The sequence below is a fragment of the Bacillus sp. FSL K6-6540 genome (assembly GCF_038007545.1).
In genome coordinates, this window is the sequence record NZ_JBBOXH010000001.1 from 1737609 (window position 1) to 1750549 (window position 12941).

A 12941-nucleotide genomic window follows, 5' to 3' on the forward strand; every position below is an offset into this window, starting at 1 on the left:
TATGGAAAAAGAACACCATGAGCTGCTGCATGAAGACCAGGCCATGGAAGCGTCACGACTCCTGAAGGCCATTTCGGATCCGACGCGGATCCGGATTCTTCATTTGCTCTCACAGGAAGAATGCCCTGTCGGTCATATTGCCGAGGTGCTTGGCATGAGTCAGTCGGCGGTATCCCATCAGCTTGGCTATCTGCGCAGTTTGAGACTTGTCAAATACCGAAGGGACGGAAATATATATTATTACACGTATGAAGATGAGCATGTCATCGGGATTTTGCAGCAGGTGCTGGACCATATCGCTCATTAGAACATCCCGTCCTATTGAGGCTTGACATTCCGGCCGCACGGCTGTAATGTATTGGAAAATGAAATTCCGTGAATAACCATCATCAAGGACATGAGAATGCAAGATTCGGCGAGACAGAGAGGAAGCCCCCGGCTGAAAGGCTTCTCCCCGCCAGGCTGCATTCTTCCTACCTTGTAGTTGCCCGCCTTAACCAAGCGGCGCCGGTTTGGCCCGTTACCGCCGCATGAAGCATCTTGCTATGAGCGTCCAGACGGTCTGCAAGATGGAATCAGGGTGGTACCACGAGCACATTCGTCCCTAGGAGCGAATGTGCTCTTTTTGCGTTGGGGCAGGTTCATTCATGGGTATAAGAAGGAGTATGAGGAAGATGCGGCAAAGCCAATTATTGATGACCACGATGCGCGATGTGCCGTCCGAGGCGGAAGCACTGAGCCATCAATGGATGCTCCGCGGCGGCTATATCCGTCAAACGGCGGCAGGAATCTATTCATACCTGCCGCTGGGCTGGCGGGTCTTGCGGAAGATCGAAACGATCATCCGGCAGGAAATGGATGCTGCAGGCGGGCAGGAGCTTCTTATGCCCGCTGTCCAGCCCGCCGAGCTGTGGAAGGAATCGGGCAGATACGACGTATACGGCGCGGAGCTGATCAGGCTCTATGACCGCCATGACCGTGAATTCGTGCTTGGACCAACCCATGAAGAAGTGATTACGTCCATCGTACGCCAGGAGATTTCCTCGTACCGGAAGCTGCCGGTCAACCTGTATCAGATTCAGAGCAAATACCGGGACGAGCGACGCCCTCGTTTTGGCCTGCTCCGGGGCCGGGAATTCCTGATGAAGGATGCGTATTCCTTCGATCGGGACTGGGAGGGACTGGACGCGTCCTACCGGAACATGTATGACGCGTATGAGCGGATCTTTAGCCGCTGCGGTCTGATGTTCCGGGCGGTGGAAGCCGATGCCGGCGCGATTGGCGGACAAGGGGAGACCCATGAGTTTATGGCGCTGGCCGACATAGGGGAGGATACCGTTGTATCCTGCAGCGATTGCCGTTATGCGGCGAATTTGGAACGTGCGGAGTCTGCGGCTCCGGGAGAGCCTGCTGCTATGAGGGATTCCGTAAAAACCGGCGGCAGCTCAGCTATGGAGCGCATATTCACTCCTGGTGTGAAGAGCATTCAGGAACTGACGGATTACCTCCAGGTCGGTGCGGAGCAATTGATGAAGACGCTGATTTACCGCGTGGACGGGGAACTGGTTGCAGTGCTTGTCCGCGGCGACCGGGAAACGAACGAGACCAAGGTGAAGTCCTACTTGGGAGCAGAAGCTGCGGAAATGGCGAGTGCCGAAGAGGTCAAACAGGCGACAGGGGCACCTGTCGGGTTTGCAGGACCGGTTGGCTTACGCCTAAAGATCATGGTCGATCATGAAGTGGCCGCCATGGCGGAGGGCATTACCGGTGCGAACCTGGAGGACACCCATCTGAAGGGGGTCCGCCCGGGACTTGATTTCTCGCTGGAGTACGTCGGCGATTTCCGGAATGTGACGGAAGGAGAGCCTTGCCCGCGCTGTGGAGCACCGCTGCAGTTTCATCGCGGGATTGAGCTCGGGCATGTTTTTAAGCTGGGAACCAAATATAGTGACGCCATGAACGGCAAGTACCTGGATGCCGACGGCCGGGAAAAACCTCTGATCATGGGATGCTACGGTATCGGCGTTTCCCGCGTCATGGCCGCCATCGCCGAGCAGCGTATCTCGGATGAGCGATTGGTCTGGCCGATGTCCGTCGCTCCGTTCAGGGTCCACATCATCCCGGTTGCGGTGAAGGATGAGACCCAGATGCAACTGGCCGAGCACATCTACCGCGAGCTGAGCGGTGCTGGTCTTGAGCCTCTTTTGGACGACCGGGACGAACGGGCCGGGGTCAAGTTTAAGGATGCCGACCTTGCGGGCGCTCCGCTGCGCATCATCGTCGGGCGCGGTGCGGCTTCGGGGGAGGTTGAATGGATGGGCGAGGATGGAATCAAGATTAGCATGCCTGCCGAGGAAGCAATCCAGCGTTCCCGCGAGGAGGCAGTCCGTCAGCTGAAGTGAATGCAATGGAGCCTCTCAGTATGAGGCGAGTATTCATGAAGTTGGAGATGATGTGAAGGAACATTACGCCCAACGGATAGAACCTATATCGGATATTAGAATAGCTTGAAAATGTAGTGGACACCGTGCAAGTCAGTAGGAGGGAAGGCAACTCAAATTGTTTTTTGAGGTTGCCTTCTTGTTTTGTTAGAAGGGGAATATGTGCATGGGCTTATATGATTACGTGAATGACACAGCCTGCCAGATGTTTAACGCTTTATGATGAACAAGCACGAAGCAGCGGAGCGGACGAATCGATTCCGGAAAAGCGGCAGCGGTCGCCTTTGCCATCGGATTTTTACAATAGATATATACAGTAAGAAAAATCCGGGGGCAACAGCGATTGGAGGAACGATACGTACGTGTAGCGTCCATTATTGGAACATACTAGCTCACTCAATTCATAATGCGGCACCCTAGCAATCTATCATTCAAAGGCACTGATTACCGATAGCCCCCGCAAACAAACCACCGCAGCCTTCTATACATATCCCGATTACAAGCTTATGATGAAGGAGTCGGATAATAAGTCATACTGCGGACGGAGGTTGCATCTACGATGAATCAGGAAGAGAAGGGCTCCAGCCCGGATATTCATTATATAGAAGAGCATCAGCTCAGTCAGGTGAAAATTACACTGTCCAACCCGTTACGATGGGTGAACAGCTATGTGCTGCGGGGAGATGACGGGGTGACCGTCATCGATCCGGGGCCGCGCACGGCTTCCTCGGAGCGGGAATGGCTGGCGGCGATGGAGCAGCTGGAGATGGATTTCAGCGACATCGTCTCCGTCGTGCTGACCCATCATCACCCGGACCACTACGGGCTTGCCGGGTGGTTTCAGGAACGTTCGGGCGCGAAGGTGTGGATGTCAGAGCGGGCTCATCGGGAAGCGATGCTGATGTGGGGAGCGGATTCCTCGATGGATCGTGCGCTCCCCGCGTTCTTTCGGCAGCATGGCATGCCGGAAACCAAGCTTGCCCTGCTGAAGGAGCATCTGAACAGCTTCTTTCCCCAAGTCACGCCGCAGCCGGAGATCTCGTTCATCGGGGAGGACCTGCCGTTCCGGATGGGGAACCGGATCTGGATGCCGGTGCAAACGGCCGGCCATGCTCCGGGGCATCTGTCATTCTTCCATGCGGACAGCGGCGTCCTGTTATGTGGCGATGCCGTGCTGCCGCAAATCTCGCCTAACGTGAGCCTGGTGCCCGGCAGCGACGCCGAGCCGCTGGCGCTCTTCCTTGCAGGGCTGCGCCGCCTGCGGGAGCTGCATGTCCGGACGGCGTATCCCGGACACCGCCACCCGTTCACGCATTTCCGTGAACGGATCGACGCGCTCCTCCTCCATCACGAGGAGCGCCTGACCACCATCGCCGGCATGCTGAGCGCTGCCGGACGGCTCACCGCCTACGAGGTCTGCACCGACCTCTTCGGCGATAAGCTCGGCATCCATCAGCTGCGCTTCGCCATGTGCGAAGCGCTGGCCCATCTCGCCGAGCTGGCCCGGCGCGGAGACGCCGCGATGATCGAAACCGGGGACGGAATGTGCTATTTTTCTGTACGGAAACCGCCGCATTCCTGATATAATCAAGACATGAATAAAACCGTCTAATTGTACGTTGGCTTCCATCATGCGTAGAAAGGGCGGTTTTTTGTTTAATAGATTCAGAAGGCTACATAATGGAGCATCCGATATTTTGAAGTGGCCCTTAGGCTGCTGGCGTAACGGCCGCGATCAGGATGCCTGGCAAGTGTCGCCACGACCTTTTTTTAGAGAAGAGAAGGCAGGTGATACCCAAGATGGGGGGCCTTCCCTCATTCGAGTCAGAGTTTCTCTCTACCCCGCATATAGTTGATGTACCTTTGCTGTTTGGCAAGGCATTCCCTCAAGCGCTTTTTTCTTTAACACTGATCACCATGATCCACCCGCCATTTTTCGTATCGAAGCGTTCCCTTGGTTCACTCTGCAATTTTCATGTTATAGGATTCGTATCTCATTAAGCCCCTCAAAGGAGAATCTGTCATGAAGAAAAAAGAAGTAGTCGCGATGCTGCTCGCAGGAGGTCAAGGCAAACGGCTGAAGGGCCTGACCAAGACGCTGGCCAAACCGGCCGTTTATTTTGGGGGTACATACCGGATCATTGATTTTCCGCTGAGTAACTGCTCCCATTCGGGAATCGACACGGTCGGGGTACTCACCCAGTATGAGCCTCTGGTTCTGCATTCCTACATTGGCGTAGGAAGCGATTGGGATATGGATCGGCTGAATGGGGGCGTTTTCGTGCTCCCGCCGCATGAACGCGAGGACGGGACGACCTGGTACCGCGGGACGGCGGATGCGATCTTCCGGAATCTCAAGTTTATCGACCAGTACGATCCCGAGCACGTTTTGATTTTGTCGGGTGATCACATCTATAAGATGGATTACGACCGCATGCTGGCTTACCACAAGGAGAAAGATGCCGATTGCACCATCTCCGTCATCGAAGTAAGCCTGGACGAAGCGAAACGGTTCGGCATGGTGAACACGGATGAGAACTACCGGATTTTCGAGTTCGAGGAGAAGCCGGCGCATCCGAAGAGCACAACGGCTTCCATGGGCGTTTATCTTTTTCGCTGGAAGCTGCTGCGTTCTTATTTACTGCAGAATGCGGACCTTCCGGATACGAGCCATGATTTCGGCAACGACATTCTGCCGAGGATGCTCGCGGACGGCAAAACGTTGTATGCTTATCCGTTCGAAGGGTACTGGAAGGACGTCGGCACCATCGAGAGCTTGTGGGAAGCCAATATGGATCTGCTGAGCGAGCAGCCCAAGCTGGATCTGAACGATCCGCTGTGGCGCATTTACACCCGAAATCCGAATCAGCCGGCAGAGTATATTTCTCCGAACGGCATCGTCCGGAACAGCATGATCAACGAAGGCTGCACCGTGTGCGGCGAGGTCGAGCATTCGGTCCTCTTTTATGGCGTGGAGGTGGGGGAAGGAAGCGTCATTACCGATTCCGTCATCATGCCCAAGGTACGCATCGGCAGCCATGTTCGCATACACCGGGCGATCGTGACCGAGGACATGGTCATTCAAGATCATGCCCGGATCGGTCCGCCGCCGGAAGATCCATCCCAGATTGTGCTTGTAAGCGGTCATGATGAAGACGTCCTGAAGCTGCTTCAATCGTCTTCGTCCCACAATAATCAAGGTTAGGACGGGTGCGCAGATGAGAGAACTCATGGGTATTATAAATTTGGAGCATGAACGGGATGTGCTGAGTGAATTGACGTATTACCGGTGCGGGGCCGCCGTCCCTTTCGCGGGAAGGTACCGTCTGATCGACTTTGTGATGTCCAATATGATGCACGCGGGCATTGAGGATATCGCCCTGTTCGTTCGCAGGAAATATCGCTCCTTGATGGATCATCTGGGCGAAGGCCGGCCGTGGGATATGCATCGCAAAAGGGGCGGCCTGTTCATACTTCCGCCGGATTGGAACGATGAAACGGATGTGTCCGCCGGCGAGCTGCGGCATATTTATAACAATCTCGATTTTTTTGAGCGGGGAGCGGCGAGGTTTATCGTGCATTCCGGCAGCCAGCATATCAGCACGGTGGACTTGAACGAGGTGTACGAGTACCATCTGGAGCAAGGCGCCGACGTAACGCTCGTGTATACCAGGGTGAATGCACCGAGGGAGGAGCATCGTTCCTGCGCCCGCCTGGAAGTTGACGAGGACGGCATGGTCACGGACATTCATTATGAACACAAGCATGATGCGGTATACATGGAGATGTTCGTGATGGAGAAATCGCGCTTTCTCGAGATGGCCGATTATTGCATCGCCCATGGCGGCAACAACTTTTTTCGGGACGCGATCATGCAAAACCGGCACAAGCTGAACATTGCGGGATATGAATATCTCGGATATCACGCGGTGATCAACTCGCTGGAAAGCTATTACCGTACGAGCATGAACCTCCTGAATCCGAAGGCGTATAACAGCTTGTTCCGCAAGCAGGCGGTCCACACCAAGATCAAGTACGAGGTTCCCGCCAAATACCTGAATTCGGCCGATGTAAGCAATGCGCTGGTTGCCAACGGCTGCCAGATCGACGGGGAAGTGAAGAACAGCATTCTGTTCCGCGGGGTACAGGTGAAGCGGGGCGCAAGCATCCATAACTCCATCATTATGCAAAAATGCGTCATCGGCGAAAACGTAAGGCTCGAGAACGTCATACTCGATAAAGATGTGATCATCTCTCGCGATCATAAGCTCCAAGGCGATTTTCGCAAACCTTTTGTCATTGCCAAGGACATTTCGATCTGATCCTAAAATAAAACGATCCGTCAGGAGGAACTTTCTTTTGTTTAACAACAAGGAAACATTCAAGCAGGTCTTTACGGAGCAATTGGTGAGTCGGTTGGGGAAGGGACTTGAGGAAGCAACGGCTGAGGATGTTTACAAAATCATCGGCGGCATGATCCGGGAATATGTCGGACGGGAATGGGCCGATGCCAACCGGATATACCGGGATACCGGGCAGAAGCAGGTGTATTATTTCTCTCTGGAATTTTTGATCGGCCGGCTGATGGGCAACAATCTGCTGAACCTGGGCGTGCTGGATATGGTCCGGAGCGGCCTTCTGGAACTGGGATGGAATTTGAATGAGATCGAGGAACAGGAACCGGACGCGGGCCTCGGCAACGGGGGGCTCGGACGCCTTGCCGCGTGTTTTCTTGATTCGTTAGCATCGCTCAGCTATGCAGGCCATGGCTGCGGCATCCGGTATAAGTACGGCTTGTTTGAACAGAAGATTATCGACGGCCATCAAGTGGAGCTGCCGGACAACTGGCTCCAGCGGGGGAACGTCTGGGAAGAACGTCGGGCAGACAAGGCGGTGGAAGTGCGCTTCTGGGGCCGCGTGGAGGTGGACGTGCAGGAGGGGCGGACCGTGTTTCACGCGGCGGACTACGAACGGGTCCTGGCCGTGCCTTACGACGTGCCGGTCATCGGTTACGGCGAGGGGCAGGTGAACACGCTGCGGCTGTGGAGCGCCGAGTCCGCCTCGGATATATCCAGAATCCGTTCGGCCCACCATCATAACAGCTATTATAAATTTTTGGAATACAACCGTTCGGTTGAATCGATATCGGAGTTTTTGTATCCGGATGATTCGGCATACGAAGGCAAGCTCCTTCGCCTCAAGCAGCAGTACTTCCTCTGTTCGGCCGGCGTTCAGAGCATTCTCAGAACGTTCGACAAGCTGGGCAAAACCTATCATGAGCTTCCCGAACACGTTGCCATTCATATCAATGATACCCACCCGACCTTGGTGATTCCGGAGCTGATGCGAATTCTGATCGACGACAAGGGCTTGGGCTGGGAAGAGGCGTGGGACATTACGAGCCGGACCGTATCCTATACGAACCACACGCTGCTTAGCGAAGCGTTGGAGAAATGGCCTGCCGGCATGGTCCGTGAGCTGCTGCCGCGCATTTACATGATGATCGAAGAGATCAACAAGCGTTTCTGCGGCATGCTGCTGGACCGTTATCCTGGCGATCATGAGCGCATCTCCCAGCTCGCCATCTTGGAAAGCGACCAGATCCGCATGGCCAATTTGGCGATCGTGGGCAGCTATCACGTGAACGGCGTGGCGGCGCTGCACACGGAGCTGCTGAAGGAGCAGGTCATGAAACCATTCTATGAGCTGTATCCGGAGCGTTTCAGCAACAAAACGAACGGGATTACCCATCGGCGCTGGCTGATGCATAGCAACCCCGGCCTGAGTCAATGGATCTGCGATGGTATCGGCGATTCATGGATTACGGATCCGCGTCAGTTAATGCAGCTCAAGGAACTGAAGAACGACTCCGCCTTCCAGCAGGGCATTCAGCGGATCAAACGGAGCAATAAAGAGCGGCTTGCCGATTATATCGCGAATAAACAAGGGATCGCAGTCAATCCCGATTCCATATTCGATGTGCACGTGAAGCGGCTGCACGGCTATAAGCGGCAATTGCTGAATATTTTACGCGTCATGCATGTGTATAACGAGATTAAGGATCAGCCGGGCATGGATCGCGTTCCCCGTACCGTCATTTTTGGCGCGAAGGCAGCACCGGGTTACTATCTGGCCAAAAGCATCATCAAACTCATTAACGTCGTTGCGGATGTCGTGAATAAGGATCCGCAGGTCAATGACAAACTTCAGGTGCTGTTTCTTGAAAATTATTCGGTCTCACTCGCGGAGAAAATTATTCCGGCAGCCGATGTAAGCGAGCAGATTTCCACGGCCGGCAAGGAAGCCTCCGGCACGGGAAACATGAAGTTCATGATGAACGGCGCGTTGACCATCGGAACGCTGGATGGGGCTAACGTGGAAATGTTCGAGCTGCTCGGCAGAGAGAATATGTTCCTCTTCGGATTGGAGCTGGAGGACGTGTTAGCGTATTACAGGACGGGGGCCTACGTATCCAGGGAGCGGTATGAGCAGGACCCGAGGATCGCCCGCGTGCTGAATCAGTTGATTTCCTCAGGCCCGTTCTGCTGCCACGAGCTGGAGTTTGGGCAGATCCTGCAGTCTCTGCTGGACCATAATGACGAGTTTTTTGTGTTAGAGGACTTTGCCAGTTATGTCGCAACCCAGTCGGCCATTGATGATGCTTATTTGAATGCCTGGTCCTGGACCGAGAAGTCGATCGTCAATATCGCGCACTCGGGACATTTCTCGAGCGATAATACGATTCACCGTTATGCATCCGACATCTGGAATGTTTCGCCTGTGAAGGTTGGCCTGAAGGGATAGTCAACGATATCGATGCTCAAAAAAGAACCCCGCCATGGAAATGGCGGGGCTTTCCATAGGTGCTCTATTGGATTGTTCTTCATATAGCATATGATCGAGACTCGCAAAAATGACGACATAAATTTACCGATTTATGTGAAGGGCAGCCCGATTTTTCATAGCGGTGATCAGCCTTCTTATAAAGGAAGAAACTCAGCCTTCGGGTCCGAATCCCGGCTGCGTTTCTACCTGCTATCGTCTATGATTCTTTGAAATCAGCCCGTCGGTTCGAAAATGGTAGGTTGCGGTTGCGGATAAGCCGCAATCTTCCGGCAGGCTGGAAAAGGGAGATTCGCACGCTGAGCGAATCTCCCTTTTTGAAGTGGTTTATTCTTTTGGAAGCTCTTCGGTCGTACCGTACAGCTCGATCTCCCGGTCCGCTTGCTTGCGATGGGCGATCCGGCTGCTGGCGGCTGCGGCAACCGCGCCGACGATGTCGTCGAGAAAGGTATGTACGCGGCCGCTTGATTTATCATTCAATTGCTCAAGAATGCCGGGTTTGAGTTTGTCGATATACCCGTAATTGGTGAAGCCGATGCTTCCGTACACGTTAACGATGGAAAATGCCAGGACTTCATCCACGCCGTATAACCCTTCGTCATTGGCGAGCATTTCTTGAAGCGGGGATATGAGATTGCCTTCCTCGGCCAAAATGTCCAATTGAATGCCGGTTAACACCGCGTTTTGCACTTCACGTTTGCTGAGTACGGCATCCACATTCTCGATGCACTCTTCCATCGTCAAATTCGGGTAGTATTTTTTCTGAAGGATCATCACCAGCTCCGCGATTTCCTCCAACTTGATTCCACGCTTATGCAGCAGGCTCCGTGTCGCTTCCGCTACCTTCTTGCTGTTCAGGCTGTATGGAATGTTTGAATCGTTTTCTGCCATGATGGAACTCACCTCATTTTCGTGGTTGATGAAGATGCTTACGACGATTGTACTTTTTCCGCACCCCTTTGTCCAGAAAGGGCAAAACTGAGAGTTATTTTTTTGGAAAGGGCTCGTATACATAGGAGTACAACCTGTACAAAAAAATGTTAGGGAGGAACAATACATGAAACGTAATCAACGAACTCTTCGCAGGCTTTCCGCCGCCGGGCTGCTTGCTGTTCCGATCGTGATGTCCGGCTGCGGCATGTTATCCGGGAAGCAATCGGAAGCGATTGACCCGCCGCCTGCGCAAGTGGAGAAGCAGATGCTGAACACGGCCGGATCCACGGCGGCTCAAGGAGACATTGGCATGCAGACAACGGTATATCTTGCGGATGCACGGGGGATGCTGGCACCTGTAACCTTGGGCATTCCGAAGGTGGAGGGCGCCAGCGTGGTGAAGGAATCCCTTGAAGTGCTGGTGAACGGAGGCCGTTACGCGGGCTATGTTCCACAGGGCTTCCAGGCAGTATTGCCTGCCGGTACGCAGGTCCATAACGTGACAGTCGATCCGGAGAGCAAATTGGCGGTCGTCGAATTCAATAAATCATTTGCGGAATATAAAGCGGCAGATGAACGGAGAATCCTGGAGGCGTTGACGTGGACGCTGACAGGACATGAAGGCATCGAGCAGATGCAGGTATGGGTGGACGGCGTCAAGCTGACGGAAATGCCGGTCAATCACATGCCGCTGGACCGTCCGCTTTCACGTTCGATGGGAATCAATCTTCAAAAAGCGGATGATGCCTTGTACACGAACTCTTCACCGGTCACGGTCTATTTCTCATCGGTGACGCCGGAAGGCATTCAGTACTACGTGCCGGTCACAAGACTTGTTCCAACCGGACAAGACGCAGTGAAGGCGGCCTTAAACGAGCTGATTCGCGGACCGCAGTATGGCGACGGACTTGTTGAGGTCATCCCGGATGACACCACTGTTGCGGCGGTTGAAAAAGGGGAGGACGGAGCCGTAACCGTATCGCTTCAGGACAGCATGTTTGAACAGGGAGAGCAGGTTCCGACCGAGCTGCTGCAGGCCGTCGTGCTTACCGTAGCCGAGAATGCGGATGATGCCAAAGTGAAAATCCGGATGAACGATCTCACGGAGGTGGTTGGAACGGATAGCCGAAATTATAGCGAGCCCGTCAGCCGTCCGGAGTTCATCAACGAAATCTCGATCTGACCGATTCTCCGCCATCTTTGGGAAATTTCCCCCGCAAAAGGTGCTTTTGTGCCTGCACTTTGGTAGAATAGGGAATGCTAATCAGGATTGCGATAAGAAGTAGGAGGCAGAAAACATGAGATCTAACGGACGTAAGAGCGATGAGCTCCGACCGATGAATTTATCGACCCATGTGAATAAATATGCGGAAGGCTCCGTGTACATCGAGATGGGGGACACCAAGGTGCTGATTACGGCAACCGTGGACGAGAAAGTTCCCCCGTTTCTGAAAGGACAAGGAAAGGGCTGGGTGACGGCTGAATATTCAATGCTGCCGCGCGCAACACAATCCCGCAACCAACGGGAAGCCAATCGCGGTAAACTCAGTGGCCGGACGATGGAAATTCAACGGCTGATCGGCAGAGCGCTCAGGTCTGTTGTGAATCTGCATGCTCTTGGCGAGCGGACGATTACGCTGGACTGCGATGTAATCCAGGCGGATGGCGGAACGCGGACCACCTCCATTACAGGAGCATTTGTAGCTTTAGCCATAGCTGTAAATAAAATTGCAGAACAACATAAATTAGCGGTATTCCCGATCACGGACTACCTGGCATCCATTAGCGTGGGCATTGCCGGCGGACAGGCGCTGCTGGATCTGAACTATGAAGAGGATTCCAAGGCGAAGGTGGACATGAACTTGGTCATGACCGGAAGCGGCAAATTCGTTGAGGTTCAGGGAACCGGCGAAGAGAGCCCGTTTTCCCGCGAGGAGCTGGATCAAATCCTGGAGCTGGGAGAACAGGGGATCCGCGAGCTTATCGAGCGTCAGCAGGAGGCGCTTGGCCCGATTGCGGCCAAGATCGGTTCCGTGAATGCGAGCACCGGAGTCTGATCCCATGAAACTGACACTTGGAGATACACTCATTGTAGTTACACGCAATCAGGGGAAAGTCAAGGAATTCGCGCATGCTTTTGCTGCTTTCGGCACGGATGTAAAGAGCATGTACGATTACCCTGATCTGCCTGATGTCGTTGAGGATGGAGCAACCTTCGCAGCCAATGCATTCAAAAAAGCCAAGGAAGTCGGTGACGCACTGGGATTGCCTGTGCTGGCCGATGATTCCGGATTGTGCGTGGATGCGCTGAACGGCGCGCCCGGCGTTTATTCCGCTAGGTATGCGGGTGAGCATGGCGCGGACGAGGACAATAACGAGAAGCTGCTCGGCGAGCTCGAACGGTTAAGGCTCGGCGAGGACACCGAGCAGCCCCTGCTAAGTCCGGCCCGGTTCGTCTGCGTTCTGGTGCTGTATGATCCGGTCTCGGGAGAAAAGCTCGAGGCGGAGGGGAACGTTGAAGGCTGGATCACTTCGGATCCTGCCGGAGCGGGCGGTTTTGGGTATGACCCGCTCTTCTATTTGCCAAGCCATGAGAAGACGATGGCCGAGCTTTCCCTGGAGGAGAAGCAGGAGATCAGCCACAGGGGAAAAGCGCTGCGAAAGCTTGTAGCGGACCTGCAGGCGCTTAATTGATATACCATTCGCGAAAAACCATACCGGCAT

10 protein-coding genes are annotated in these 12941 nt (G+C 54.1%); 9 read left to right on the plus strand and 1 reads right to left on the minus strand.

Features of this window, described 5'->3' with window-relative positions; genetic code table 11:
- Nucleotide 1: 1 nt before the first annotated feature.
- From MHH82_RS07445 to MHH82_RS07470, 6 genes are all read left to right on the plus strand, one after another.
- Nucleotides 2–307, plus strand: coding sequence for an ArsR/SmtB family transcription factor (locus tag MHH82_RS07445; protein ID WP_009591630.1), 306 nt, complete (start codon nucleotides 2–4; stop codon nucleotides 305–307).
- A gap of 367 nt (nucleotides 308–674) precedes the next feature.
- A complete protein-coding gene (locus MHH82_RS07450) occupies nucleotides 675–2402 on the plus strand; it encodes a proline--tRNA ligase (protein ID WP_015733975.1) in 1728 nt (575 codons plus the stop codon).
- Between the two features lie 598 nt (nucleotides 2403–3000).
- The gene (locus MHH82_RS07455; RefSeq protein WP_340964809.1) at nucleotides 3001–4023 is read left to right on the plus strand and encodes an MBL fold metallo-hydrolase; all 1023 of its coding nucleotides are present in this window, start codon (nucleotides 3001–3003) and stop codon (nucleotides 4021–4023) included.
- Between the two features lie 441 nt (nucleotides 4024–4464).
- Complete coding sequence (locus tag MHH82_RS07460; protein ID WP_090910470.1) at nucleotides 4465–5646, plus strand: glucose-1-phosphate adenylyltransferase; 1182 nt, start codon at nucleotides 4465–4467, stop codon at nucleotides 5644–5646.
- A gap of 13 nt (nucleotides 5647–5659) precedes the next feature.
- Nucleotides 5660–6763 (plus strand): glucose-1-phosphate adenylyltransferase subunit GlgD, encoded by a 1104-nt coding sequence (glgD, locus tag MHH82_RS07465; RefSeq protein ID WP_340964814.1) that lies wholly within the window; start codon nucleotides 5660–5662, stop codon nucleotides 6761–6763.
- 37 nt (nucleotides 6764–6800) lie between these two features.
- Nucleotides 6801–9245, plus strand: a complete 2445-nt coding sequence (locus MHH82_RS07470) for a glycogen/starch/alpha-glucan phosphorylase (RefSeq protein WP_340964817.1) — start codon at nucleotides 6801–6803, stop codon at nucleotides 9243–9245.
- Nucleotides 9246–9611: 366 nt separating this feature from the next.
- On the opposite strand, the gene MHH82_RS07475 is transcribed toward MHH82_RS07470, so the two are convergent.
- Entirely contained in the window at nucleotides 9612–10175 is a 564-nt protein-coding gene (locus tag MHH82_RS07475) for a phosphatidylglycerophosphatase A family protein (protein WP_015733980.1), read from the minus strand.
- A 166-nt stretch (nucleotides 10176–10341) separates the two neighbouring features.
- Here MHH82_RS07475 and MHH82_RS07480 point away from each other — a divergent pair, with 166 nt between their 5' ends.
- The 3 genes from MHH82_RS07480 to MHH82_RS07490 all read left to right on the plus strand — a co-directional run bounded on the left by MHH82_RS07480 (nucleotide 10342) and on the right by MHH82_RS07490 (nucleotide 12911).
- Nucleotides 10342–11400 (plus strand): GerMN domain-containing protein, encoded by a 1059-nt coding sequence (locus tag MHH82_RS07480; protein WP_015733981.1) that lies wholly within the window; start codon nucleotides 10342–10344, stop codon nucleotides 11398–11400.
- 115 nt (nucleotides 11401–11515) lie between these two features.
- Nucleotides 11516–12274, plus strand: a complete 759-nt coding sequence (rph, locus tag MHH82_RS07485; RefSeq protein ID WP_015733982.1) for a ribonuclease PH — start codon at nucleotides 11516–11518, stop codon at nucleotides 12272–12274.
- 4 nt (nucleotides 12275–12278) lie between these two features.
- Nucleotides 12279–12911: an XTP/dITP diphosphatase gene (locus tag MHH82_RS07490; protein ID WP_340964825.1), complete on the plus strand. Its 633-nt coding sequence runs from the start codon at nucleotides 12279–12281 to the stop codon at nucleotides 12909–12911.
- The last annotated feature ends 30 nt before the right edge of the window (nucleotides 12912–12941 follow it).

Bases quoted from the DNA above. Each gene is read 5' to 3' on its own strand.
- rph (WP_015733982.1), top strand. From the start codon at position 11,516: ATGAGATCTAACGGACGTAAGAGCGATGAGCTCCGACCGATGAATTTA.
- MHH82_RS07475 (WP_015733980.1), bottom strand. From the start codon at position 10,175: ATGGCAGAAAACGATTCAAACATTCCATACAGCCTGAACAGCAAGAAG.
- MHH82_RS07460 (WP_090910470.1), top strand. From the start codon at position 4,465: ATGAAGAAAAAAGAAGTAGTCGCGATGCTGCTCGCAGGAGGTCAAGGC.
- MHH82_RS07450 (WP_015733975.1), top strand. From the start codon at position 675: ATGCGGCAAAGCCAATTATTGATGACCACGATGCGCGATGTGCCGTCC.
- MHH82_RS07455 (WP_340964809.1), top strand. From the start codon at position 3,001: ATGAATCAGGAAGAGAAGGGCTCCAGCCCGGATATTCATTATATAGAA.
- MHH82_RS07445 (WP_009591630.1), top strand. From the start codon at position 2: ATGGAAAAAGAACACCATGAGCTGCTGCATGAAGACCAGGCCATGGAA.
- glgD (WP_340964814.1), top strand. From the start codon at position 5,660: ATGAGAGAACTCATGGGTATTATAAATTTGGAGCATGAACGGGATGTG.
- MHH82_RS07480 (WP_015733981.1), top strand. From the start codon at position 10,342: ATGAAACGTAATCAACGAACTCTTCGCAGGCTTTCCGCCGCCGGGCTG.
- MHH82_RS07490 (WP_340964825.1), top strand. From the start codon at position 12,279: ATGAAACTGACACTTGGAGATACACTCATTGTAGTTACACGCAATCAG.